This is a genomic window from Roseateles chitinivorans, assembly GCF_050632145.1.
Classification (GTDB): domain Bacteria; phylum Pseudomonadota; class Gammaproteobacteria; order Burkholderiales; family Burkholderiaceae_C; genus Roseateles; species Roseateles chitinivorans_B.
On the sequence record NZ_CP192577.1, the window covers coordinates 4,309,937 to 4,333,639 of the forward strand.

At 69.9% G+C, this 23,703-nt stretch carries 26 protein-coding genes and 2 pseudogenes; 17 read left to right on the forward strand and 11 right to left on the reverse strand.

Features of this window, described 5'->3' with window-relative positions:
* Positions 1-16: 16 nt before the first annotated feature.
* The 3 genes from ACQ86G_RS19800 to ACQ86G_RS19810 all read right to left on the reverse strand — a co-directional run bounded on the left by ACQ86G_RS19800 (position 17) and on the right by ACQ86G_RS19810 (position 2,423).
* Positions 17-307 carry a hypothetical protein gene (locus ACQ86G_RS19800; protein ID WP_431256924.1) on the reverse strand — a complete coding sequence of 97 codons (291 nt, stop codon included), beginning with the start codon at positions 305-307 and terminating at the stop codon, positions 17-19.
* Between the two features lie 112 nt (positions 308-419).
* Positions 420-824 carry a response regulator gene (locus ACQ86G_RS19805; protein WP_431256925.1) on the reverse strand — a complete coding sequence of 135 codons (405 nt, stop codon included), beginning with the start codon at positions 822-824 and terminating at the stop codon, positions 420-422.
* Between the two features lie 108 nt (positions 825-932).
* Complete coding sequence (locus ACQ86G_RS19810) at positions 933-2,423, reverse strand: PLP-dependent aminotransferase family protein (protein WP_431256926.1); 1,491 nt, start codon at positions 2,421-2,423, stop codon at positions 933-935.
* Between the two features lie 144 nt (positions 2,424-2,567).
* On the opposite strand from ACQ86G_RS19810, the gene ACQ86G_RS19815 reads away from it, so the two are divergent.
* The 3 genes from ACQ86G_RS19815 to ACQ86G_RS19825 are packed head-to-tail and all read left to right on the forward strand — an operon-like array spanning position 2,568 to position 4,869.
* On the forward strand, positions 2,568-3,155 hold the full coding sequence (locus ACQ86G_RS19815; RefSeq protein ID WP_431256927.1) for a GNAT family N-acetyltransferase: 588 nt from the start codon (positions 2,568-2,570) through the stop codon (positions 3,153-3,155).
* Positions 3,152-3,781 carry an FMN-dependent NADH-azoreductase gene (locus ACQ86G_RS19820; RefSeq protein WP_431256928.1) on the forward strand — a complete coding sequence of 210 codons (630 nt, stop codon included), beginning with the start codon at positions 3,152-3,154 and terminating at the stop codon, positions 3,779-3,781. The genes ACQ86G_RS19815 and ACQ86G_RS19820 overlap by 4 nt, the downstream gene beginning before the upstream one ends.
* Positions 3,778-4,869 carry a hypothetical protein gene (locus tag ACQ86G_RS19825; RefSeq protein WP_431256929.1) on the forward strand — a complete coding sequence of 364 codons (1,092 nt, stop codon included), beginning with the start codon at positions 3,778-3,780 and terminating at the stop codon, positions 4,867-4,869. Before ACQ86G_RS19820 ends, ACQ86G_RS19825 begins: the two co-directional genes overlap by 4 nt.
* A gap of 50 nt (positions 4,870-4,919) precedes the next feature.
* On the opposite strand, the gene ACQ86G_RS19830 is transcribed toward ACQ86G_RS19825, so the two are convergent.
* Entirely contained in the window at positions 4,920-5,876 is a 957-nt protein-coding gene (locus ACQ86G_RS19830) for a LysR family transcriptional regulator (protein ID WP_431256930.1), read from the reverse strand.
* 139 nt (positions 5,877-6,015) lie between these two features.
* Between ACQ86G_RS19830 and ACQ86G_RS19835 the strand changes: the two are divergent.
* The 3 genes and pseudogenes from ACQ86G_RS19835 to ACQ86G_RS19845 form a co-directional block, all read left to right on the forward strand.
* Positions 6,016-7,347 (forward strand): annotated as a pseudogene (locus tag ACQ86G_RS19835) (acyclic terpene utilization AtuA family protein); the annotation flags it as partial.
* A 206-nt stretch (positions 7,348-7,553) separates the two neighbouring features.
* A complete protein-coding gene (locus tag ACQ86G_RS19840; RefSeq protein ID WP_431261451.1) occupies positions 7,554-7,922 on the forward strand; it encodes an AtuA-related protein in 369 nt (122 codons plus the stop codon).
* A pseudogene (locus ACQ86G_RS19845) lies at positions 7,919-8,934 on the forward strand (Bug family tripartite tricarboxylate transporter substrate binding protein). The gene ACQ86G_RS19840 and the pseudogene ACQ86G_RS19845 overlap by 4 nt, the downstream one beginning before the upstream one ends.
* A gap of 44 nt (positions 8,935-8,978) precedes the next feature.
* On the opposite strand, the gene ACQ86G_RS19850 reads toward ACQ86G_RS19845, so the two are convergent.
* From ACQ86G_RS19850 to ACQ86G_RS19865, 4 genes are all read right to left on the reverse strand, one after another.
* Positions 8,979-9,941 carry an IS110 family transposase gene (locus ACQ86G_RS19850; protein WP_431256931.1) on the reverse strand — a complete coding sequence of 321 codons (963 nt, stop codon included), beginning with the start codon at positions 9,939-9,941 and terminating at the stop codon, positions 8,979-8,981.
* Between the two features lie 226 nt (positions 9,942-10,167).
* Positions 10,168-10,359 carry a 4-oxalocrotonate tautomerase gene (locus ACQ86G_RS19855; RefSeq protein WP_088404427.1) on the reverse strand — a complete coding sequence of 64 codons (192 nt, stop codon included), beginning with the start codon at positions 10,357-10,359 and terminating at the stop codon, positions 10,168-10,170.
* Positions 10,360-10,386: 27 nt separating this feature from the next.
* Complete coding sequence (locus ACQ86G_RS19860) at positions 10,387-11,145, reverse strand: class II aldolase/adducin family protein (RefSeq protein ID WP_431256932.1); 759 nt, start codon at positions 11,143-11,145, stop codon at positions 10,387-10,389.
* Positions 11,146-11,259: 114 nt separating this feature from the next.
* Positions 11,260-12,018 (reverse strand): hypothetical protein, encoded by a 759-nt coding sequence (locus ACQ86G_RS19865; RefSeq protein WP_431256933.1) that lies wholly within the window; start codon positions 12,016-12,018, stop codon positions 11,260-11,262.
* A gap of 229 nt (positions 12,019-12,247) precedes the next feature.
* Here ACQ86G_RS19865 and ACQ86G_RS19870 point away from each other — a divergent pair, with 229 nt between their 5' ends.
* Positions 12,248-12,805 carry a hypothetical protein gene (locus ACQ86G_RS19870; RefSeq protein ID WP_431256934.1) on the forward strand — a complete coding sequence of 186 codons (558 nt, stop codon included), beginning with the start codon at positions 12,248-12,250 and terminating at the stop codon, positions 12,803-12,805.
* Here the strand turns inward: ACQ86G_RS19870 and ACQ86G_RS19875 are convergent.
* Positions 12,792-13,568, reverse strand: coding sequence for a DUF72 domain-containing protein (locus ACQ86G_RS19875; protein ID WP_431256935.1), 777 nt, complete (start codon positions 13,566-13,568; stop codon positions 12,792-12,794). The two genes, ACQ86G_RS19870 and ACQ86G_RS19875, sit on opposite strands and share 14 nt — an antisense overlap.
* Positions 13,565-15,349, reverse strand: a complete 1,785-nt coding sequence (locus ACQ86G_RS19880) for a thiamine pyrophosphate-requiring protein (RefSeq protein WP_431256936.1) — start codon at positions 15,347-15,349, stop codon at positions 13,565-13,567. The genes ACQ86G_RS19875 and ACQ86G_RS19880 overlap by 4 nt, the downstream gene beginning before the upstream one ends.
* A gap of 159 nt (positions 15,350-15,508) precedes the next feature.
* Between ACQ86G_RS19880 and ACQ86G_RS19885 the strand changes: the two genes are divergently transcribed.
* The 10 genes from ACQ86G_RS19885 to ACQ86G_RS19930 all read left to right on the forward strand — a co-directional run bounded on the left by ACQ86G_RS19885 (position 15,509) and on the right by ACQ86G_RS19930 (position 23,177).
* Entirely contained in the window at positions 15,509-15,805 is a 297-nt protein-coding gene (locus ACQ86G_RS19885; protein WP_431256937.1) for a hypothetical protein, read from the forward strand.
* Positions 15,806-15,930: 125 nt separating this feature from the next.
* Entirely contained in the window at positions 15,931-16,200 is a 270-nt protein-coding gene (locus ACQ86G_RS19890; protein WP_431256938.1) for a hypothetical protein, read from the forward strand.
* A 97-nt stretch (positions 16,201-16,297) separates the two neighbouring features.
* Positions 16,298-16,822 (forward strand): hemerythrin domain-containing protein, encoded by a 525-nt coding sequence (locus tag ACQ86G_RS19895; RefSeq protein WP_431256939.1) that lies wholly within the window; start codon positions 16,298-16,300, stop codon positions 16,820-16,822.
* Positions 16,819-17,907, forward strand: a complete 1,089-nt coding sequence (locus ACQ86G_RS19900; protein ID WP_431256940.1) for an acyl-CoA dehydrogenase — start codon at positions 16,819-16,821, stop codon at positions 17,905-17,907. The genes ACQ86G_RS19895 and ACQ86G_RS19900 overlap by 4 nt, the downstream gene beginning before the upstream one ends.
* A 179-nt stretch (positions 17,908-18,086) precedes the next feature.
* Positions 18,087-18,761 (forward strand): PIG-L deacetylase family protein, encoded by a 675-nt coding sequence (locus ACQ86G_RS19905; RefSeq protein ID WP_431256941.1) that lies wholly within the window; start codon positions 18,087-18,089, stop codon positions 18,759-18,761.
* Positions 18,758-19,444: a class I SAM-dependent DNA methyltransferase gene (locus ACQ86G_RS19910; protein WP_431256942.1), complete on the forward strand. Its 687-nt coding sequence runs from the start codon at positions 18,758-18,760 to the stop codon at positions 19,442-19,444. Before ACQ86G_RS19905 ends, ACQ86G_RS19910 begins: the two co-directional genes overlap by 4 nt.
* Positions 19,441-20,094 (forward strand): glycosyltransferase, encoded by a 654-nt coding sequence (locus ACQ86G_RS19915; RefSeq protein WP_431256943.1) that lies wholly within the window; start codon positions 19,441-19,443, stop codon positions 20,092-20,094. The genes ACQ86G_RS19910 and ACQ86G_RS19915 overlap by 4 nt, the downstream gene beginning before the upstream one ends.
* A gap of 73 nt (positions 20,095-20,167) precedes the next feature.
* Positions 20,168-21,031 carry an SDR family oxidoreductase gene (locus ACQ86G_RS19920; RefSeq protein WP_431256944.1) on the forward strand — a complete coding sequence of 288 codons (864 nt, stop codon included), beginning with the start codon at positions 20,168-20,170 and terminating at the stop codon, positions 21,029-21,031.
* 90 nt (positions 21,032-21,121) lie between these two features.
* Positions 21,122-21,736, forward strand: a complete 615-nt coding sequence (locus ACQ86G_RS19925) for a Dps family protein (protein ID WP_431256945.1) — start codon at positions 21,122-21,124, stop codon at positions 21,734-21,736.
* A gap of 130 nt (positions 21,737-21,866) precedes the next feature.
* On the forward strand, positions 21,867-23,177 hold the full coding sequence (locus tag ACQ86G_RS19930) for an MFS transporter (protein WP_431256946.1): 1,311 nt from the start codon (positions 21,867-21,869) through the stop codon (positions 23,175-23,177).
* Here ACQ86G_RS19930 and ACQ86G_RS19935 read toward each other — a convergent pair.
* The gene (locus tag ACQ86G_RS19935) at positions 23,120-23,581 is read right to left on the reverse strand and encodes a hypothetical protein (RefSeq protein ID WP_431256947.1); all 462 of its coding nucleotides are present in this window, start codon (positions 23,579-23,581) and stop codon (positions 23,120-23,122) included. The genes ACQ86G_RS19930 and ACQ86G_RS19935 overlap by 58 nt on opposite strands.
* Positions 23,582-23,703: the final 122 nt, after the last annotated feature.

Below are 23,703 nucleotides of genomic sequence, written 5' to 3' on the forward strand. Positions count from 1 at the left end.
CCGCGGCGCGGCGGGCTCAGGCCGCGATGGCGCTGACGCTGTCCTCGTCGCGCAGCTCCCCGGCGGCGACTTCGTCGAACGACGGCCGGTACTCGGGGGCAGGTCTTGCGCGATGTTCGTCCGCCTGCGCCCGGGCGAGCAGGGCGCGACGCGCGGGATCCGCCTTGATCAGCCGCCGTGCGCGGCTGATCTCCGCCGCATGCTCGGGCCGGCGGCGCTCCCAGTCGGCCAGCAGGGGACCATGGCGCTCAGGGAAGATGCACCACCATTCCACGATCGAAGCCGCGTTGTTGAGGTCGAGCAGCATGCCAATACTCCGGGAGTTGGATGGCTCAATGATACTGTATGCGCATACAGTAGTCACTCAAATAAGTGGTCCTGCTCGTTTCCGCCCCTGAGAGAAGGGGGCGGCGGTGGACTCAGACGGCGCTGGCCCGGATGCGGGACTGGCCGAAGGTGACCGGTGCCTGCGCCAGCACCGTCATCGCCTGCAGCAGGCGCTCCATGTCGTAGGTCTTGTCGTAGAAGCCGGTGATGCCCGCTTCCACGCAACGCGGACCGTACTCGGCCTCGTCGGCCGAGGTGACCATGTAGGCGATGCCTTCGTACCCCGCGGCGCGCAGCCGCTCCATGAGCGACAGGCCGCAGCCGCGTCCGAGGTCCAGCTCCGTCAGCACCAGGTCGGGCGCGCAGAGCGCCGCCAGGAAGACCGCCTGATCCTCGTCGGAGGCCTGCGCCACGACGGTCGCGGTCGGCACTTCCCGAAGGCGCTCATAGAGCATCTTGCGGAAGGCGGGGGAGGGGTCGGCGAGGAGGATTTTCATGGCGGCGTCCTTGACCCATGGTGGCACCGTCCGGCCCCGATGTCTGCGCCGTTCCCGCCACTCCAGGTGTCAGGCGTTGCCCTACTTCGCGCCTCGGCGTGAAGACGGTCACGGACGCTCGCGGACCTTCGCGGAGGCGCTCGGCATCGGCGGCATCGTGCGCGTCGCCGGCCGCGGTCGCAGTCCGAGCGCCGCGGCCAGCCGCGCCACGGCCTCGACGGCCGCGTCCGGCGACTCGACATTGGTGAAGCTGGCCAGCAGCCCGGGCGGCCCGTCCTGTCGACGGCGCCAGTCGGAGAGCGCGTGCACCGCCACCCCGGCCCGTCGCGCCGCCTGGGCCAGGCGCACGTCATCCGAGTCCGGCGGCAGCATGATCGTGAGGTGCATGCCGCCCTGCGGGTTCGCGCAGGACAGGCCGTGCGCCGCATAGGGCTTGAGCGCGTCGAGCAGCCATCCGCGACGGTGGGCGTAGAGCGCGCGCATCCGCTTGATGTGGCGGGCGAAGTGGCCCTGCTCGATGAAATCCGCGACGACCTCCTGCATCAGCGTCGGACATCCGCCGCTCAGCGCGTCGCGTGCCGCCCGTTCGAAGCCGTCCACCAACGACGGCGGGACCACCAGATACGCCAGGCGCAGACCGGGATAGAGCACCTTGCTGAGCGTGCCGCCGTACACGACGCGCTCCTGCCGGTCGAGGCTCTTGAGCGCAGGCAGCGGAGGGCCGTGATAGCGGTACTCGCCGTCGTAGTCGTCCTCGAAGATCCAGGCGCCGGCCGCGGTCGCCCAGTCCAGCAGCGCCCGCCGCCGCTGCAGGCTCAGGGCCACGCCCAGGGGACTCTGATGCGACGGGGTCACCACGGCCAGGCGCGCGCCGTTGGCCGTCGCCTTCAGGGCCTCGACATCGAGCCCCGCGTCATCCACAGGGACCGGCACGGGGACCAGGCCCTGGCGTCGCAGGACGTGGGCGGTCGGCGGATAGCCGGGATCCTCGACGACCGCGGCGTCTTCGCGCGCCAGCAGTGCGCTCGAGGCCAGTGCGAGGCCGGCCTCATACCCCGGCACGACGAAGACCTGCCGCGCCTGCGCCTCGACGCCGCGCGACCGGTGCAGATAAACCGCCAGGGCCTCGCGCAGCCGCGGCAGCCCGAACGGATGCGGCTTCATCAGGCTGTCCATCTTGCGCGCGTGATGCGAGATGAGCCGGGCCCAGACCTTGCGCGGGAACGCATCGAGCGCCGGCAGGCCCAGTTGCAAGGGCAGGGGCGTCGTGCCGTCGCCGGACAAGGGCTCTGCGTCCGGGACGGCCGCCTGCCGCGACGTCGGGCCCGGGGGCGCCGCCCTCGTTTCCGGCGGGCGCGCCGCGACGAAGGTGCCCGCCGTGCCACGCGCGCTGAGGTAGCCCTCGCCGATCAGCCGGTCATACGCGGCGACCACGGTTCCCCGTGCCACGCCGAGCTCCACCGCCAAGCTTCGCAACGAGGGCGCGCGCGACCCCGGCGCCATGCCGCCATCCGTGATCAACGCGCGGAATCTCGCGCAGATCTGGTCATGCAGCGTCATGGCGAGGTCGCTCGGCGTGGAATGCGTGGCGCGTGTCATGGGCGGGACGGGGTCGGCTTCGTGCGGGGTTCCCGCGGGCCGCTTGCGAACTTCCTGCGGGCTGCTTGCGGGCATTTGAAAGTGGTCGGGATTGTGGCATCCGGACCTGCCATCGACGCCGGTTTCCGACCTCCGACTGTCCCAGTGATCGGCACCGAAAGTGGCCCTGTCCGAGGCGCCGCGCGATGGGGACACTGCGCGTTCCTTGCCTTGCTCCGCCATGCCCGCAGCCATTCCGACGACCGTTGGACCAACGCCATGACCAACGCCATGACGAACGCCACGACGAATGCCACGACGACGGCGATCGCGTTCCGTCACGCCGAGACGCTGGACGATCTGCGCGCCTGCCATCCGCTGATGCTGCAGCTGCGCCCGCAGCTGACCGGCTTCGATGCGTTCGCCGGCATCGTCGAGCGGCAGAGCGCGCAGGGTTACCGCCTGCTCATGGGGTGCGCCGACGACACGCCGGTCGCGCTCGCCGGTTATCGCTGCCTGGACAACCTCATCCATGGCCGGTTCCTGTACGTCGACGACCTGGTGACCGCGTCCTCGGGACGTGGACGGGGCATCGGAGACCGGACCCTCGCCGCGCTGCGCCGGATCGCGCGTGACGAGGGTTGCGCGCGCCTGGTGCTCGACACCGCGCTGTCCAACAGCCTTGCCCAGCGCTTCTATTTCCGATCGGGTCTGCTGGCCCGCGGCCTCCACTTTTCCATGGATCTGACATGAAGCCTTTTGAAGTCCTGTTTCTCGAGTGCAGCCCCCGCGCGGATCGCACCAGCGCGCGCCTCGGACAGCATCTGCTGGCGGCGCTGCGCGCACGGCACGGTGACGACCTGGTCGTGACCCGTCGTCCCATCGGCGAGACGCCGCCGCCGCCGATCTCGGCCGCCTATGCGGAGTCCGTGCTGCTGCCGGCCGACGAAGCCCGGTGCCGATTCGACGGCGCTTTCGCGGCGTCGGACGAGTTCATCGCCGAACTCGTGCGCGCGGACCTGGTGCTGATCGCGACGCCCGTGCACAACTACGGCGTGCCCGCGGCGCTCAAGTGCTGGATCGATTGGGTGGTGCGCCGCGACGTCACCTTCCAGGCGACGCCGGCCGGCAAGGTCGGGCTGCTGAAGGACCGCCCGGTGCTGGTGGCCGTGACCTCGGGCAGCCGGATGTTCGTGGAGACCGCGCACCAGCCGGATTTCTTCCGCCCCTACCTGCGCGCGATCCTCGGCATGATCGGGCTGAACGAGATCTCGTTCTTCCACGCGACCGGGCTCGCCTTCGAGCGCGCGCCGCTGGACGCGGTGGACGCGGCGGCCCGGGCATGGATCGGTGAAGGCTTCGGGGCGGCGCTCGCATGAGGGAGGTGTCCTGGCGGCCGATGGCCGCGCGCGAGGTGGGTGAGGTGGGTAAGGTGGGCGAGGCGGGCGAGGACGCACGGGCGACGCCGTGGCTGGGCCTGCTGCCGCCACTGGGTGCGGCGCTCTATCCGCTGCCGCTGGCGGTGTTCCATGCGCACGTCGAGTCGGCGAGCGCGGGCGGGATCCTCGACACGGCCATCGTGACGGCCTCGCTGTTCGTGGCTTTCCTGATTCCCCTTCTCGCACTGCTGGCGGTGGCCCGGCTGCTGCGCGGCACGCCGGTGACCGCGGGCCAGTTGCGCGCGCGGCGGGTGGCGCTGCTGTCGGTGAGTGCGCCGGCCTGTTTCGTCGTCGTCGGCGTGTTCACCTACGTGGCGGGCGTGTCCGATTGGGATCGATGGCTGCTGACCGTGTTCTGGGTATCGATGGCGGCGTACGTGGCGCTGGGCGACCGCACACGGCGTCTGGCGCCGCCGGCGGCCGGCGCGTCGCCCCGATGGCTGCCGATGGCGCACGGCGCCGCAGCGCTGGCCTTCATCCTGATGTTCCTGGCCTGGCATCTCGGCAATCACGTGCTGGGTCTGCTGGGCGAAGCGCTGCATCGTTCCGTGATGCACACGCTGCGGCACTTCTACCGCTCACCCTGGATCGAACCGGTCGTCCTCGGCCTGGGGGCCTTTCTCGTGGTCTCGGGGCTGATGCTCGCCTGGCGGGCGTCGCGGCGGCCGGGCGATGTCATGCGCGCGCTGCAGCTGTCCGCCGGCGTCTACCTGGCCGTCGCGCTGCCGAGCCACGTGAACTCGGTGCTGTACTTCGCGCGCAGCTTCCTCAAGATCGAATCCGACTGGGATTTCGCCGTCGGCGCGCCGACGGGGCTGATCGACGATCCGTGGAACATCCGTCTCGTGCCGTACTACGCCCTCGCCGTCGCCGCGGTCATCACGCATGCCTTCTGCGGACTGCGCATGGTGCTCGTGGCGCATGGCGTGTCCGAGACGACGGGTCGACGCGTGGTGGCGGCCGGCACCGGCCTCGCCGTGGTCGCGGCGACCGCCATCATGCTCGGCATGTGCGGCGTGCGCCTCTGAGCCCTCCGCCGGTGTGGCGGGGGATTCCCGATGCGCGCGTGATACCCGGCTCAGCCGATGGGCGCATGCACCGTCACGCCCGCGCGCTTCGGCCCTTGCGCGGCCCATCGCCACAGCGATTCCGCCATCGCCTGCGCCGCGGCCGACAGCGCCCGGTCGCTTCGCCGGATCAGGTAGATGTGGCGCTGCAGGCCTTCGTCGGCGATCGGGCGCGCGACGAGGTCCGGATGGCCGAAGTGGAACAGCGTCAGCGCCGGCACCAGCGTCACGCCCAGACCCGCGAGCACCATGCCCGCCACCGAGCTGAGCTGCTCGAGCACCAGCACCGGCCGCAAGGGCTGCGACGGCAGTGCCGCATCCAGCGCCTGCCGCACGCTGCTGTGGCGCGCCAGGCCGATCAGCGGCTGCCGCGCGAGTTCCGTCAGCGCCGGCCTGCGACGCTTCGCCAGTGGATGGTCCCGCCGGCAGACGAGGTAGAAATCGTCGGACAGGAAGGGCTCGACCGACAGCTCCGGCGCGGTGGCACGCACCGCCGCGAGCGCCAGGTCGGCGCGGCCTGAGCGGACCCGCTCCACGCAGCTCTCCGACAGCACGTCCGCCAGGTCGAGCTCGATGCCCGGATAGGCCGCGCGGAAGGTCGCGAGGTGCGGCGGCAGCCAGCCCGCCGCCAGCGCCGGCAAGGCGGCCAGCGCCACGCGACCGCGGCGGCGCGCGACGTGATCGCGCAGGTCGTCGGTCGCGAGCCGCATGTCCTGCAGCAGGCGCCGGGCGGGCTCCAGGAACAACGTCCCTTCGACGGTCGGCTCGACCGCGCGCGTCGTCCGGTCGAACAGGCGCGCGCCCAGGCTCTCCTCCAGCGTCCGGATCAGCGCGCTGAAGGCCGGCTGCGACAGGTGGCACTGCGCCGCCGCGCGGGTGAAGCTCCGCAGCTCCGCCAGCGAGACGAAGGCCGCGAGCTGCCGCGCCGACAGGTTGGCCACCGAGGACTCCGTCGTGGATGCATTCATTTGATTCACCGATCAGCTGATCAAAACAATCGAATTCTCCGATAGGCGGCGCGCGCCTACAGTCGACGACATGCCACCCGTCCCAGTGCCTGCTCCAGCGTCCGCGGCAGAGCCCGCTCCGACACCCGTCACCGGTCCCTTGCTGGTCGGCTGCGCCGCCGGCTTCTCCGGCGACCGCACCGACGCCGCGCGGCCGGTCGTCGACACCTTGATCCGTCTCGGCGGCCCGGCGGTGTTGATCTTCGAGACGCTGGCCGAGCGCACGCTCGCGCTGGCGCAGCTCGCGCGGCAGCGGGATCCCGAGGCCGGCTTCGAGCCGCTGCTCGACGACATGCTGGGGCCGGTGCTCGCGGACTGTCTCGCGCACCGCATCCCGATCGTCGGCAACTTCGGCGCGGCGAATCCGCCCGCTGCCGCACGCCGCGTCCAGGCGCTGGCGGCCGAGCTCGGCCTGCGGGTGCCCCTCGTTGCCGTCGTCGGTGGCGATGCGCTCGAATCTCCCGGGCAACGCGCGCTGCTCACGCAGACGCTGGCGCGCGAGGGCCATGCCATCGCTGACGACACCATCGCCTGCGCCAACGTCTACCTCGGCGCAGAGGGCATCGCGGATGCATTGAGGCAGGGCGCGGACGTCGTCGTCACCGGTCGTGTCGCGGACCCGTCCCTGACGGTCGGACCGGCCCTCGCGCATTTCGGCTGGGCGCTCGACGACTGGGACCGCCTGGCCGGCGCGACGATGGCCGGGCACCTGCTGGAATGCGGTGCGCAGGTCTGCGGCGGCTACTACGCGGATCCGGGATTCAAGGACGTGCCGGACCTGGCGACCGTCGGTTTCCCCATCGTCCGGATCGAATCCGACGGCGGTTGCACCGTCTTCAAGGCCGACGGCACCGGTGGGTGCGTCGACGAGCACACCGTCAAGGAACAGCTGCTGTACGAGCTGCACGACCCTGCGGCCTACCTGACGCCGGACGTCGTTGCGGACATCGGCGAGGCCGAGGTGCTGAGGGTGGGTCCGGACGAGGTGCGGCTGTCCGGCGTGCGGGGCCACGCGCGACCCGGGGCCTTGAAGGCGAACGTGTTCTTCGCCAACGGCTGGTTGGCGGAGGGCGAGATTTCCTATGCCGGACCGGGCGCCGAAGCGCGCGCGCGGCTTGCGGCGGACGTGCTCCGGTCCCGGCTGCACGAGCGCGACCGGCAAGGACCGCTGCGTGTCGACCTGATCGGCGTGACGAGCGTGCTGGGTGATGACGGCGGCGACGCCTTGGCGAGAACGCCGACGGGTGACGCACGCGATGTGCGGTTGCGCGTCGCGGCGAATCACGCTGACCGCGCGGGCGCGGAGCGCCTGACGCGCGAGGTCACGGCGCTCTACACCTGCGGTCCGGCGGGTGGAGGTGGCGTGAGGACGAACGTGCGTCCGCGCCTGGGTCTGCGTTCCTGCCTGTTCCCGAGAGAGCATGCCGTGCCCGCGATCACGCGCTTGCCGGAAGTCAGCGAGGGTGGCTGGGGCCGGAATGGTGCTGGGGGTTCCCGGAGGGACGCCCCTGCACCGTGGAGCGCCCGCGCTTGGCGCCCCGGACGCTGGCGGCCGTCGCAAGTCCCGAGGCCTTTGCAAGCGCCGCGACCGCGACAGCATCGGCCGCGGCGGCTGCATCGACCAGGCATTCCGTCGAACTGCGCCTCGCCGCCCACGGCCGCACGGGCGACAAGGGCGACCGGTCCAACATCAGCGTGATCGCCTGGCATCCGGCGCTGTATCCGCTGCTGGTGGAACAGCTCACCGAAGAGGCGGTGGCCCGCCAATTCTCATCCCGCCGACCGACCCGCGTGACGCGCCATCTGCTGCCGCGACTGAATGCGATGAACTTCGTGCTGGACGACGTCCTCGACGGCGGCGTCAACGATGCCCTGAACCTCGACAGCCATGGCAAGGCCTTGTCCTTCGTCGTGCTGGCGATGCCCCTGGAAGTCCCGGAGCCTCTGCTGCCGCTGCTCCGGCGCCCGATCCCGAACCACAACGACACGATGGAGACGACCCGATGACCTTCCCGAAGCCGATCAGCCGCCGGCGGACCTTGCTGTCTGCCGTGAGCGCCGTAGGCGCCGCTGCCTTCGCCCTGGCCGCGCCGGGGCAAGTCCTGGCACAGGCACAGGGTGCGGGCGGCTATCCCAGCAAGCCGATCACCTTCCTGGTCCCGTTCGCCGCGGCCAGCGCGACGGACCAGCTGGCGCGGGCGTTGGGCCAGGCGATCACCGAGCAGACCAAACTGGCCGTCGTCGTGGACAACAAGGCCGGCGCCAGCGGCATGCTCGCGGCGCAACAGGGGCGCGCGCCGCGCCGGACGGCTACACGGTGCTGATCACGACCAACACGACGCAGGCCGCCAATCCGCATCTCTATCGCAAGCTGCCCTACGACCCGGTGAAGGACTTCGCGCCGGTGACCGGCCTGGGCAAAGGCGGGCAGGTGATGGTGGTCAAGGCCGACGGGCCGTACAAGTCGGTGGCCGACGTGATCGCGCGTGCAAAACGCGAGCCTGGCAAGGTGAGCTTCGGCAGCGGCAGCGCATCGAGCCGCGTCGCGGGCGAGCAGTTCCAGCAGCTGTCGCACACGCAGCTGCTGCATGTGCCGTACAAGAGCAACCCGCCGGCGCTGACCGATCTCATCGGCGGGCAGGTCGATTTCATGATCACCGACACGGCGACCGGACTGCCGCAGATCAAGGCGGGGAAGGTGAGGGCGCTCGGGTTCTCGATGACCAGGCGTTCGCCGCTGCTGCCGGACGTGCCGACGATCGACGAAGCCGGCGTCAAGGGCTACGACATGAGCTACTGGTTCGCGGCCTACGTGCCGGCGGCGACGCCGGCGCCGGTGGTGCAGCGGCTGCGCGAACTGCTGACCGCCGCGCTGCGCAGCGTGCCGGCGAAGACCTTCTTCGACGGTGCCGGCGTGGACGCCTGGGCGAGCACGCCGGACGAGCTGCGCGCCTTCCAGGAAGCGGAGACGCGCAAGTGGGGGCAGATCATCAAGGCCGCGGGCATCGAGCCGGAGTGATCGGTGCTCGTGCTCCCTCTCCCGCTTGCGGGAGAGCAACCGTGTCAAGCGACGGTGGGATTTCTCCAAGGCTCACCGGACTTGAGGATGGCGTTGAGGATGATCAGTAGCTTGCGCATGCACGCGGTCATGGCGACCTTGTAGGGCTTGCCTGAGGCGCGTAGGCGCGAGTACAGCTCCTTGATCGGCCCGTTGCAGCGCCTGGCGGTGAGCGCGGCCATGTACAGCACCGCGCGCACGTCTGCTCGTCCGCCCTGGATGTAGCGCTGGCCGCGCCGCCTGCCGCTGTCGTCGGCCATCGGCGCCAGCCCCACCAGCGCCGCCAGGCGCTTACGGTCCAAGCTGCCCAACTCAGGCAAGCGTCCCAGCAGCATCGAGATCGTGACTCGGCCAATGCCCGGCACGCTGTCCAACAGCTCGTACTTGGGCTGGTAGATCGTCGAGTCCTTCAAGCGACCGTCCAGATCCTTGTCGATCTCCTTGATCCGCTTGTCCAGCCACTCGATGTGATGTCGCACGCTCGTGCGCGCCACGTGCTTGACCGTGGCCAAGCGGTTCTTCTCCTGCGCGCGCATGGTCACCAGCTGCGCTCGTCGGTCCACCAACTCGATGATCTCTTGCTGCGTCTCGTCAGGCAGCGCGTACACCTGGGGGCGCATGCGATGGGCAAACTCAGCCAACACCTGAGCGTCCAGCCGGTCCGTCTTGGCAAGGACGCCGGCCGCCCGAGCGAAGTCGCGCACCCGCTTGGGATTGACCACGGCCACCGCGATGCCTGCTGCGCACAACTCGCTGGCCAGCGCTGCCTCGAAGCCACCGGTGGCCTCCAGCACCACCAGCGTCGGCGACAGTCGCTTGAGCTGATTCACCACCTCCGCCCGCCCGGCCTCATCGTTGTTCACCCGCGCAGTCAACTCGCCTGGCACGGCTGTGGTTGAACTGCAGACCTGGGCCGTATCCAGCCAAGCCTTGCAAACGTCGACGCCAACAAAGATCTCGTCGCTCATGACGGTGCCCTTCCTTGTGTTCGATACGGCCTCGATGGACCTCACAACCGTTCGGGCTATCCGTCACGGCGACCGAAGTAGGCCGCCACGACCCTCGCTCTCCCTCGGCATCGCGCCTTAGCGCCTACCCTGGGCGGATCGGCCTGTGGCGGCCTGGGCGTACTTTGCTACATACAAGGGTGGGGGTGAGGGCCAGCGGCCGTGGCAGTGCTGAAGCCCTCGCGGATCACTTGCCCTTTTCGCTCCACAGCACGCCGCCGGTCGCCCAGTCCTGACGCTTGATGTCGAAGAAGACGACATCGACGCCATCGGCGCTGCCGCCGAGCACGCGGACGCAGGCCTCGGTGAGTTCCTTGGCCAGATCGGCCTTCTGCTGCGGCGTGCGGCCTTCGAAGAGTTCGACGCGGAGGGTGGGCATGGGTGGGCTCCTGGGAGTGGTGGGAATTCAGTCTCGGAATCCGGGCGACAGCCGGTCCACGCGGCGCAGCAGCGCGGGCCATTCGGCGTCGCCGTCGCGCTCGGTGCCGTCGCCTATCCATTGGCGATGGGTGAGTTCGGCGAGCGCCTCGTCGACCTGCAGCACACGGCCGCCGCCGGCGGCCATCGCGCGAAGCTGCGCCTGCGCGGCGCGTTCGAGGATGTGCATCAGCAGATAGGTCTCGGCCACCGAGCGGCCGACGGTCAGCGTGCCGTGGTTCTCGAGGATCAGTCCGTCGAGCGCGCCGAGGTTGGCGACCAGGCGGGCCTGCTCGTCGGCGCCCAGCGCCAGGCCCTCATAGGCATGGCGGCCGAGCCGGCCGTGCAGGCGCATCGCCCATTGGGAGGTCGGCCGCAGTCCGCCCGGGAGCATCGCCAGGGCGACGCCCCACGGCGCGTGGAGGTGGATCACGCATTCGACGTCGGGGCGACCGGCGTGCACGGCACCGTGGATCGCGAAGCCGCTCGGATTGACGCGGCGGCCGGTGCCGTCGACGACACGACCACGCACGTCGACCTTCACGAGGCTGGAGGCGCAGACCTCGTCGAAGCCCAGGCCGAATTCATTCAGCAGGTAGACGCCGGGTTCGCCCGGCACGGCGGCCGACAGGTGCGTGTAGATCGTGTCGTCCCAGCCCGCCAGCGCGGCCAGGCGGTAGGCGGCAGCGAGGTCGATGCGCACCTCGGCTTCGGTGCGCGGTTGAGATGGGGCGGCGCTTGTCTTCAATCCAGTCTCCGTGGACCCCGGTCATTCGCGCGTGTGTCGATGAACGGCGGTGGCGCGCAGTCTATTCGACACACGATGCGTGACCGGTGACGGGTCGCCCCGACCGGTCAGGGTTCAGGCGGTGGCGGAGAACGCGGACTGCATCTTCTGCTTGAACGTCTCCTGCTCGGTGCCGCTGAGGGCGCCGTCGCCATCGGCATCGATCGCGGAGAACAGCGCCTGGGCCTGGTCGTCGGCACTGTCGAGGCCGAATTCCTCGGCGCTGACGCTGCCATCGTCATCCTCGTCGAGCGAGGCGATGGGGTCCTTGCCGCCCGCGCCCCCAGGTCCGCCGGGACCGCCTGGTCCGCCCGGCCCACGTGGGCCGCCCGGACCGCCGGGGCCACCTGGGCCACCTGGGCCACGTCCGGCCCCCGACACCTCGGCTTGCACGGCCTGCGACAGTGCTTGCTTGAAAGCGTCCACTTCATCGCTGCCAAGCTCGCCGTCGCCATTCGTGTCGATCGCGTCGTAGAGCGCCTTCGCCGCGGAGGCCGCGTCGCTCGATGTCGACGCGCTGGTGCTGCCGGTGCTGGTGGTGTTCGTGGCGCCGGTGGACGTCGATGTCGAGCCGGTGTCGTCGCCGGTGCTCGACTTGCCGAACGACGCGAACTGGCTGGTGCTCATGAACATCTGGAACTCCGGCGGCGGACCGGGCGGAGGGCCCTGCGGAGGTCCGCCCTGGGCCTGATCGCCGGTCTCGTCGGAGGCGGCGTTGTTCTTCCGCTTGACGCTGGTGGTGGCCGTGGCGGCTTCCGTGCCGCTCACGTTCAACCGCTCGGCGATGCGCTGAGAAGCGCTCCAACCGCCTCCCGGAGAGGATGTGATGTTCATCTGGGGACTTTCCGCGCGGTGTGACGACCGGATGCCGGACTGCACCGCGACAGTCCTGCACCTGCTTTCCTGAGGTATCGGACGATGATGAACAGCGTTGATTGGCGAGATGTAGCGCCTTGATGTCAAAGCGGACACACGCCTGACGTCGACGCCGAAAGCGTCCAGTCGGTCACGCGATGGGGTGGCATCGCCCTTGCCATCACGTTGTCATGACCGGGTGTGAACGATGTCGAAATTCATCATGTTGATCCGGCACGCCGAGAAGCCGACGACGGATGCCGGCGGCGTGAACGGCACCGGCGCCCCGGATGCCCAGTCGCTCAGCGTGCCGGGATGGCGGAGGGCGGGTGCGTTGGTGCGGTACTTCGGATCAGCGGGCAGCAAGGGCGACGGCGGGCCCATCCGCTGTCCACGGCACATCGTCGCGGCGCGCCCGACAGGTCGGCATCCATCGACGCGGCCCGCGGACACCGTGCGGCCGCTGGCGGAGTTCCTGGGTCTGCCCGTGGACGAGCGCTGGTCCGATCAGGACGCGCCCGAGGACGTCGCCGCGGCGCTGCGGGCGCTGGACGGTCCCGTGCTGGTGTGCTGGCGGCATGACGGTCTGCCCCGGCTGGCGGAGGCGATCCTGCAGGACGACGGCCTCCCCGCTGCCTGGCCCGCGGAACGCTTCGACGTCACCTGGTCGTTCTTCTGCAGGAGGCACACCTGGACCTTCGCGGAGACGCCGCAGCTGCTGCTGCCCGGCGATCTCGGCCGCGGCATCGACCCTATCGACGCATGAGCCGCTGGCCCGGCAGGGATTGCATCCGCAACGCCTGCAGGCGCAAGGCGTCGTCCGCCGCCGCGCCGGAGGCCGTGTTGTCGAAGACGCACCAGACCTCCGTGCCCTTCGGCCATCGCGCGATCTCCGCCGCCCGGGCGGCCAGCCAGTCGTCTTCGTAGCGCGACCAGTACATCCGCGGCGAGCCGTGCCAGCGGTAGTACACGATGGCGCCGCGTCCATCGCCGTGCTCGCCCAGCCATCCGCCTGGTGTGCCGGCGCCCGCCGGTCGGGCCGGATCCGCGGCGACGCGCCCGACGCGTTCCTCGACGAGCAGCCGCTCCGCGGATTCGCTGAACCACGTCGGATGTCTGGGTTCGCACAACACGGCGCCGCCGAAACCGGCGTGGACCGAGCGGAAGAAGGCGCGCGCCGACCGGGTGTCCAGCTCGAGCGAAGGCGGCAGCTGCACCAGCAATGCAGCGAGCCGGCGGCCCAGTCCGGCGAGGGATGCCGTGAACGCCTTCACCTCCGCACGCGGCACCTTCAGCCGCGCTTCATGGGTCATTGCCTGAGGCAGCTTCACCGAGAAGCGGAAGTCCGGCGGCGTCTCCTGCGCCCAGCGTTCGAAGGTGGCGGCGCGGTGCGTGCGGGTGAACGTGGTGTTGATCTCGGCGCATTCCAGCACGCGCGCATACCGGGCCAACTGGCTGCCCCCGCCGGGGAAGGATGCGGCAACGGCCTTGGGAATGCTCCAGCCGGCGGTGCCGATGCGCACGGTCATTTCCTCCGTACCGAAGCCCAGACCTCGCGCAGCGTCGCGGCGATGACGCCGCGCGCATCGGGGTCGCCCTGCAGCAGCGCCTTGGCGTACTGCAGCATCTGCTTGGGCTCGACGTGCGGCGGCAGCGGCGGCACGTCCGGATCGACGACCATTTCCAGCAGCACCGGCCGCGTGGCGCGCAGCGCCTGGTCCCAGGCCGGCGCCACGTCCTCCGGCCGGTCGACCCGCACGGCCTCCAGCCCGAGCATCCTCGCGTAGTCGGCGTACGGGAATGCCGGCAGATCCTGGGAGGCCGCGTACTTCGGATCCCCGGCGGTGACGCGCTGCTCCCAGGTCACCATGTTGAGATCGCCGTTGTTGAGCACCATCACGACCAGGCGCGGATCCGCCCAGTCCTTCCAGCGGTGCGCGATCGTGATGAGCGCGTTGATGCCGATCATCTGCATCGCCCCGTCGCCGACCAGCGCGATCACCGGGCGTCCCGGGTGGGCGAGCTTGGCGGCGAGTGCGTACGGCACGGCGCAGCCCATCGTGGCCAGGCCGCCCGACACCGACCCCATCATCCCGGGTCTGGCCTTCAGGTCCCGCGCGTACCAGCCGGCCGCCGTGCCGGAATCGCAGGTCAGGATCACGTCGTCCGGCAACCGGGGAGACAAGTCCCAGAAAACGCGTTGCGGATTGACGGGCTTCGCGTCGTTCATCGCGCGCGCTTCCAGCACCTGCCACCAGTCGCGCACCTGGCCCTCGATCCGGTCGCGCCAGATGCGGTCCGGCTTGGGCGTCAGCAGGGGCAGCAGGGCCTCCAGCGTGAGGCGGCTGTCGCCGATCAGGTTCGCTTCCATCGGATAACGCGTGGACACGTGGCGCCCGTCGATGTCGATCTGCACGCCGCGCGCCTGGCCTTCCTTGGGCAGGAACTCCGAATACGGGAAGTGTGAACCGACCATCAGCAGCGTGTCGCATTCCTCCATCAAGGTCCAGCTGGGCTGCGTGCCGAGCAGGCCGATGCTGCCGGTCACGAAGGGCAGGTCGTCGGGAACGGCCATCTTGCCGAGCAGCGCCTTGGCGATGCCCGCGCCCAGGCGGTCCGCGACTTGGATGAGCGCGTCCGTCGCGTGCAGCGCGCCGGCGCCGGCCAGGATCGCCACGCGCTGGCCGGCATTCAGGATGTCCGCTGCGGCGCGCAGTTGTGCGTCGGCGGGGACGCCCGCCGGCGCCGTCCAGCCGATGCCGGTGTGGACGGTGTCGTGCGAGCGGGGTGGCGTCGGCACCGCCTTTTCCTCCTGCAAGTCGTGCGGCACGATCACGCAGGTCACCGTGCGCCGGTCCCGCGCGATGCGCACCGCGCGATCGATCAGGTGGCGCACCTGGGCGGGCGCCATCGCGGTGTGGACGAACTCGTGCGCGACGTCCTTGAACAGGCTGTGCAGATCGACCTCCTGCTGGTAGTCGCCGCCGATCGCGCTGCGGGCGCTCTGGCCCACGATCGCCACGACCGGCATGTGGTCGGCCTTCGCGTCGTATAGGCCGTTCAGCAGATGGATTGCGCCGGGGCCGGAGGTGGCCATGCACACGCCCACCTCGCCGGTGAACTTGGCATGGGCGGTAGCCATGAAGGCCGCCAGTTCCTCGTGCCGGACCTGCAAGAATTCAAGCCCGAGCTGCTGGCGGCCGAACGCTCCCATCAGGCCGTTGATCCCGTCGCCGGGATAGCCGAAGACGCGGCGTACACCCCACGCGTGGAGTCGTTCGAGGATCTGGTCGCTGACGGTGGCGGACATGCGGGCGGACTCCTGAACGATGGTGATGACAAGGCATGGCAAGCGGCGCACCGCCTCGATGCCGTCGCGTCGATGACCCCGCTGCCCGCAAGGGGGCATGCGCATTGCCGGTTCACCGATGTCGGCGTCTTTGCCGGCGCGCACAACGTGGAGACCACCATGGCTCAGCAACCCAATTCGCAGAACCAGAAGCAACCGCAGAGCGGACAAGGCCAGCAGACGCAGCAACAGCATCAGCAGGGCCAGCAAGGACAGAACCAGCCCGGCGGCCAGCAACAGGGCTCCGGGTCCCAGGGCCAGCGGCAGTCGCCGCAGCAGAGCCAGCCCGGCGGCGGCCAGCAGGGCCAGAACCCGGGCTCGCGGCAGCAGAACCCGCAGACCTCGCCTGACCAGTCCAACCGCGCCTCCCGCGACGATCAGGATCAGGGCAGCGACTCGTCGCGCGAGGATCGTTGAGGGCTGACGCCCTTGCAGGGCCGCGCGGGAGCTTCCCGTCGTCGGCCCGCTCCCAAGCCCCGGCATGCCGGGGCTTTCTTCATTCCGGCGCAGGTCCGTCGGAGAGCCGCTTGCCTCGGTACGGCATGGATGCCCTGTTCAACGCACTTCAATGGCCGGCGATGGTCGTCACGCTGGCCGCCGCCTGGCTGGTCGGCGGACGCAGCGCGCGTCGGCGCACCTGGGGCTTCTGGGTCTTCGTGCTCAGCAACGTGCTGTGGTGCGTGTGGGGCGCCTTCACACAGTCGTACGCGTTGATCGTGCTGCAGGTCGGGCTGTTCGCCTTGAATCTGCGCGGCATACGGAAGAACGAGGACGACGCGGACTCGACGCCGGCATCCGACGAAGCCCGTTGACATCGGCATTCGCGGCGGGCACCGCGCTTGCTATCGAGCTTGTTGCGGCGCGCCCGATCGGCGCCTCGTCCCAGCCATCACCGCCAGGAGAACTGCCATGCCTTCCACGACCACCAACTCGACGACGAGCCGCAAATCGGCCACCCGCCGCACGACGCCCGCCCGCGCGAAGTCGCCGGACGCCGTGAGCCTGCTGCGCGCCGATCACAAGCTGGTCAGCGGGCTGTTCGAGCAATTCGAGAAGTCGCGCTCCACCGCGAAGAAGCAGCAGCTGGTCGCGCAGATCTGCCTGGAGCTCACGGTCCACGCGCAGGTTGAAGAAGAGATCTTCTATCCCGAGGTCCAGGCGGCCTTGAAGGACAAGACGCTGGTGCCCGAGGCGCGTGTCGAGCACCAGAGCATCAAGGACCTGATCGCCGCCGTCGACGGTGTCGAGCCCGGCGGCGAGGACTACGACGCCAAGGTCAAGGTCATGAGCGAATGGGTCAAGCATCACGTCAAGGAAGAGCAGAACGAGATGTTCCCCAAGGCGAAGAAGGCCGGGCTGGACATGGCCGAGCTGGGCGAGCGGATCCTGCAGCGCAAGCAGGAACTGATGGCGCAGGAGCAGGCGAAACATTGAGCACCGACGTGAAGTTCCCCGGGGCCGCCACCGGCGTCGTCGACGTAGGCCTGCCATTGCGGGCGTTGATCGACGCCGGGCAGGCGGATCTGCCGCTTCCGGGTCAGGGGCGGACCCTGGCGCGCTGGGCCGCGTTGGCGGCAATCGCCGCGCAGGATCTGTCGCTCGTGAAGCTCTTCGAGGGACACACCGACGCGATGGCCATCCTTGCGGAGGCCGGCCAGTCGCCTGCGACCGGTCCGTGCCAGGTCCACGCCGCCTACGGCATGTGGGCGGCGGAACCGCCCGGTGCGCGCGTGTGCTTCCGGCCGACGTCAGGCGGCGCGGCTGAAGGCACGGTCGTCCTGTCCGGCACCAAGGCGTGGTGCTCCGGCGCTGCCGCGCTGGATCGCGCGCTGCTGACGGTCTGGCCAGAGAACACCGGGGCGGACGGGCAGGGCGGTTCGGGCGACGGCCCCTGGCTCGCCGACGTCGATCTGCGGCAGCCCGGTGTGGCCGTGGATGCCTCGCGATGGAAGGCCGTCGGCATGGCGGATTCCGCCAGCGCCTCGGTGCGCTTTGAAGCGACGCCTGCGCGCTTGATCGGTCACGCCGGGTTCTATCTGTCCCGCCCCGGATTCTGGCAAGGTGGCATCGGCATCGCGGCCTGCTGGCACGGCGCGGCGTGCGCTGTCGGCAGCGCGTTGAAGGCGCAGGTTGTTGCGGCCGCAGGGGCCGCGCGTGACGCCGGTGACGAAGGCGGCGATCCAGGGTGGCATCGCACGCTCGCACTGGGTGAGGTGGACCGGACGCTGAGCGCCAATGCCGCGCTGCTGCGCGAGGCGGCCGACTGGATCGATCGTCATCCCCACGCCGATGCGCGCACCTGGGCGCTGCGCACCCGCGCCGCCAGCGATGAATGCGCCCAACAGGTCCTGCGTGCCGCGACGCGCGCAATGGGCGCGGGTCCGCTGTGTCATGACGAGGCCTTTGCCCGTCTTGCCGCGGATCTGCCGGTGTTCATCCGCCAGAGCCATGGCGACCGGGATCTGGCCGCCCTGGGCAATGAACTCATGAAACAAGCGGAGACGGCATGGACGCTCTGACGATCGATCACGCCATCCGGGACCTCCGGCAGAAACAGCCTGCGAGCGAGCCCGCTGCGCGTCGCCGGATCGAGGGCCTCGGGACACCCGAGTCGATCTGGCGGCAATGGATGCCGCTGTGGCAATCGCCGCTGACCTCGCTGGACGAATTGGTGCCTCCCGGAGCGCGGGTCGTCGTCGTGGCGCCGCATCCGGACGACGAAGTCGTGGGCTGCGGCGGGCTGCTGTCCCTGCTCGCGGCCCGTCGTCGTGCGACCCGGCCTGTCTCGTCAGTCTCGCGGGGCACCGCCCCTTTCGTCGAGGTGATCGGCGTGACCGACGGCGATGCCAGCCATCCCGGTTCGACGAACTGGACGCCGGAACGCCTCGCCGCGCGCCGGCGGCTGGAGCGTCTCCGGGGACTGCGGCATCTGGGCATCCGCGCTCCGGTGCATTCGCTCGGCCTGCCCGATGGCCGCGTGGACAGTCACGAGCGGTCGCTGGTCGACGTCTTGTCCAGACGGCTGCGGTCTGACGATGTCGTCATCACCACGTGGCGTCACGATGGCCATCCTGATCATGAGACCGTCGGCCGCGCCTGCGCGGAGGCGGTCCGCGCCGTGGGCGCCACGCTGATCGAGATGCCGGTCTGGACCTGGCATTGGGCGCGACCCGGCGATGCCGCCATCCCCTGGCATCGATTGCGGCAACTGTCGCTGTCCGGTCGCGCGCTGGAAGACAAATGGCTCGCGCTGTCCGAGCATCGCAGCCAGTTGACGCCGGACGGCGAACGCCCGCCCGTATTGTTCCCGGAAGCGGTGGATCGACTGCTGCGATCCGCCGAGTTCTATTTCGTACCCGAGCCCTCGGCATGACGGCGCGAAAGCCATCGCAGCCGCTCGCGCAGTCCGGCGCGCCGGAGCATGCGCCGTCGACGGCGTCCTCGGCCACGCTGGCCGATCATTTCGAGACCCTGTTCAGCCAGGACCCCGATCCCTGGGGATATCGCACGCGTTGGTACGAGCGTCGCAAGCGGGCCCAACTCCTGGCCAGCCTGCCGTCCGAGCGCTACGCCAACGCCTTCGAGCCGGCATGCGCCAACGGTGAGCTGAGCGCCGAACTCGCGGCGCGTTGCGATCGGCTGCTCTGTACCGATGTCAGTGCGGCCGCCGTGGCGCACGCCCGCGACCGACTCGCCGCGCTGACGCATGTGGCCGTTCAAAACACCTCGATTCCCGCAGCGTGGCCCGACGGACGCTTCGATCTGATCGTGCTGAGCGAGATCGGCTACTACCTCGACGACCGCGCGCTGCGCGAGACGATCGATCGCGCGGCGGCAAGTCTGACCGATGGCGGCACGTTGATCGCCAGCCACTGGCGTCATCCGGAGGGCGACTATCTGCGCAGCGGCGACGAGGTGCACCGCCTGCTGGCCGCCGCGTTGCAGGAGCGTTTCGCCTGGTCGCGGCTGTTGCGCCACGAGGAAGAGGATTTCGTCGTCGAGGTCTGGAGTCCCGACAGCCGTTCCGTGGCGCGTCGCGAAGGGCTGCGGCCGTGATCGGCGCGGTCGTGCCGGCCCACAACGAGGAGGCGCTGATCGGCCGCGCGCTGGCGGCATTGCGGCGCGCGGCGCGTCATCCCGACCTGCGGGGAGAAGAGGTGCGCATCGTCGTCGTGCTCGATGCCTGCGGCGATCGCACCGCCGAGATCGCCCGCGCGACCGGCGTGCAGTGCCTGGCGATCGAGGCGCGCAACGTCGGCATCGCCCGCGCGGCGGGCGCGCAGGCGCTGATCGAGCAGGGCGCGCGCTGGTTGGCGTTCACGGACGCGGACTCGGTCGTCGCGCCGGGCTGGTTCTCCCGGCAGCTGGCGCTGCGCAGCGAGGCAGTCTGCGGCGTAGTCGAAGTCGGCGACTGGACAGGCTTCACCGCCGCGGAGCGGGCGGCGTACGAGGTCGGCTACACCGATGCAGAGGGCCATCGGCACATTCATGGCGCCAACCTCGGCGTGAGCGCGAGCGCCTATCGGCGGGCCGGCGGCTTCCCGCAGCTGCGCACGCGCGAGGATGTCGCGCTCGTGGAACGGCTCCACGCACTCGGCGTGCGCATCGCATGGACGAACACGGTGCGCGTCGTCACGAGCGCGCGCCAGGACGGTCGCGCGCCGGAGGGCTTCGCGACGCACCTGCAGCGGCTGCGCCGCGCGTAGCTCGCACCCGCGGGCATGCGTGTTGCCGTTTCGCAGTCGACGCAGACACCGCATCGATCCGAGGAGTACACCCGTGACATCTTCCGACAAGATCGCCTTCCCCAAGCAGTCGCAGCCGTGGCCGGGTCTCGCTCGCGAGATGACGCCGCCGCCCGATCACGGCGAGAAGACCTACGTGGGGCACGGCCGGCTCACCGGACGTCGCGCGCTGATCACCGGCGGCGACAGCGGCATCGGCCGCGCGGCTGCGATCGCCTTCGCGCGCGAGGGCGCGGATGTCGCGATCAACTACCTGCCGGATGAGGAACCCGACGCGCGCGAGGTGATCGAGCTGATCCGCGATGCCGGACGCAAGGCGGTCGCGCTGCCGGGCGACCTGCGCGACGAGGCCTTCTGCGAGAAGCTGGTGGCGGATGCCGTGCGCGAGCTCGGCGGTCTGGACATCCTGGTGAATAACGCCGCGCGGCAGCAGAGCCATGAGTCGATCCTGGACATCTCCACCGAGCAGTTCGACTGGACTTTCAAGACCAACATCTATGCACCGTTCTGGCTGAGCAAGGCCGCGATCCCGCATCTGTCCGCGGGCAGCTCGATCATCAACACGGCCTCCGTCAACTCCTACGACCCTGGCGAAAACCTGCTGGATTACGCGTCCACCAAGGGCGCGATCCTGATCTTCACCAAGGGGCTCGCGAAGCAACTGGCCAAGCAAGGCATCCGCGTCAACGCCGTCGCACCGGGACCGTTCTGGACCCCGCTGCAGGTGTGCGGCGGCCAGACGCAGGAAAAGCTGCAGAAGTTCGGCGTGGACACGCCGATGGGGCGCGCAGGCCAGCCCGCGGAGCTGGCCTCGGTGTACGTGCTGCTGGCCTCGACGGAGTCGAGCTACGCCACCGGCCAGGTCTACGGTGCGTCGGGTGGCCGAGGGGATCCTTGAGCGCTTCGGACGCCGGGATCGTCCCCCCGTTTCCCTCGGGATCGCGGCTTGCCTTCCTGGCGGTTTCCCTTTCCTCTCTTGGAGTTCCGCATGGCCACGAAGAAGAAGTCCCCGTCCAAGCCCCGCCGCGTCGATGCCGCGCACGCTGCGACGACCCCCACTCTCAGCAAGGCTGGTGAGAACCGGTCGCAGGAGACGCAGCGCTTCGGCGAAGTGATCAAGATGCCGCACGGGATGTCCGAGGCGGTCGTCAAGAAGAGCGTGGCCTCGCTGAACCAGGTGCTGGCCGACACCATCACGCTGCGCGACATGTACAAGAAGCATCACTGGCAGGTGGTCGGGCCGACCTTCAACCAGCTGCATCTGCTCTTCGACAAGCATTACGAGGCCCAGGTCGAGCTGGTCGACCTGCTGGCGGAGCGCATCCAGATCCTGGGCGGCGTCTCGCTGGCGATGGCCGCGGACATCGCGGAGGAGACGCGCATCCCCCGGCCGCCCCGCGGCCGCGAGCCGGCGACGGTGCAGCTCAACCGCCTCATCGAGGCGCACACGATGATCCTCACCTATGCGCGCGAGCAGGCCGACAAGGCCAGCGACGCCGGTGATTCCGGGACGGATGACCTGCTGGTCAGCGACGTCGTGCGGACCAACGAGCTGCAGGTGTGGTTCCTGTCCGAGCACCTGGTGGCGGCGTCGCCGATCTGACCGGCCGCCGGTGAGCGCCGGCATTCCTGTGCTTGCGATGTAACCCGTTCTGCCGAGAATCCGATCCCGGGTGCCGACCGATGGCCGTCAGCGGTTGACCGATCCGGTCGGCACCGCTGAACGGACCCGCATGAACCTCCTCGGATTTCTCAGGACGCAAGCCCGCTGGCTGACGACCGGCTTCACGCTCTTCCTGATCTCGTCGTTCGGGCAGACCTTCTTCGTCTCGCTCAGCGCCGAGGACATCCGGCGGGACTTCCGGCTGTCCCACGGCGAGTTCGGGACGCTGTTCACCGTGGCCACGCTGCTCAGCGCCTTGACGCTGCCGCGCCTGGGCGGGCTGATCGATCGGCGAGCGGCCCGGCGGGTCGTGGCGGCGTCCGTGCTGATGCTGGGTGTCGGCGCCGCGCTGCTGGCCAGCGCGCGTCACGTCGCCGTGCTCTTCGTGGCGCTCTTCCTGTTGCGTCTGTTCGGCCAGGGCATGATGACCCACCTGGGCTTCACCCTGATCGGCCGCTGGTTCACGCACCTCCGCGGCCGCGCCTTGGCGCTCACGACGCTCGGGCTCAACCTGGGCCAGGCGCTGTTGCCCGCGGCCGGCATCGCGCTGGCCGCCATGCTGGGCTGGCGCGGGAACTGGTGGATCGTGGCGGCGGTGCTGATCGTGTGCGTCCTGCCGCTGCTTGCGGCGACGGCGGCCACGGAGCGAGCCGCGGACACGCCGTCCGGCGGGGATGCGACCGGACAGGACACCCTCCGCCAATGGACCCGCGCCGAAGTGCTGCGCGATCCCGCCTTCTACCTGCTGTTGCTGGGCATGCTGCCTCCGGCGCTGATCTCCAACACACTGTTCTTCCATCAGGTGCTGCTGGTGCAGATCAAGGGGTGGAGCCTCACTGCCTTCGCGTCATCGTTCAGCGTGCTGGCCGCCTCGACGATCCTCTTTTCGCTGATCGCGGGGCATCTCGTGGACCGGTGGTCGGCCACCCGTCTGCTGTGGGCCTATCTGCTGCCGTTCGGCGCCGGGTGCATGCTGCTGGCCGTCGCCCCGGGCGGCTGGGTGCCCTTCGTCTTCATGGCGCTCTTCGGCATTACCAACGGCTGTTCGCTGGCCCTGTTCGGCGCGTTGTGGCCGGAGGTCTACGGCACCCGTCATCTCGGTGCGATCCGGTCCCTCGTCTCCGCCTGCCTGGTGCTCGCCTCGGCGCTGGGCCCTGGCGTGAGCGGCCGGCTGATCGACGCCGGCATCGGCCTGCTGCCGCAGCTCTTCGTCCTGGGTCTCTGCTGCGTCGGCGTGTCCGCGCTGATGTGGCCGACCGTCCGTCATGTCGACGGACGTCGATGCGCGCTGCCATCAGCGGGCGGCGTCGACCCTTCGGATGTTCAAGCCCCCGGCACGCAGACCATCGCGATGCTCGCCCACACCCCGAAGCTGAAGTAGGGCGTCAGCCAGAGCGCATCGGCCTTCCACGCCACCCAGCTGCCGCTCGGCACGCGCCGGTGCCAGGCGTCGCGCGCGCCTTCGTCGAGGCGCATGTAGACGAGTCCCCGTGCGCGTCCCTCGCGGTAGCGACGGCAGTACATCGGCACGTCCACGCTCAGCACGTAGGCGACGAAGCCCGTCGCGCCCACGATGCCGAAGAGCGCCACCACGTGGACCCAGCCGCTGCTGTTCACCGCGATGATGCCGAGCAGGATGGCCATCCAGCTGAAGCCCGCCGCCCAGAGCGAGGACTCGACCGCCTGGGTGATGTGGTTCAGCGTCAGCACGCTGTGCCAGCAGAAGCACTGGGCGATCACCATGAACAGCGGGATCGCCCACGCGGCCTTCTGGACCGCCGGCATGCCGGCATGCGCCGCCAGCTGATGGACCAGCAGCCCCAGCTGCAGCGCGAAGCAGATCTCCGCGATCGTGGCCGCGGTGCGGCCCAGGAAGATGCTGGAGAGGGGGTGTCCACGACGACCAG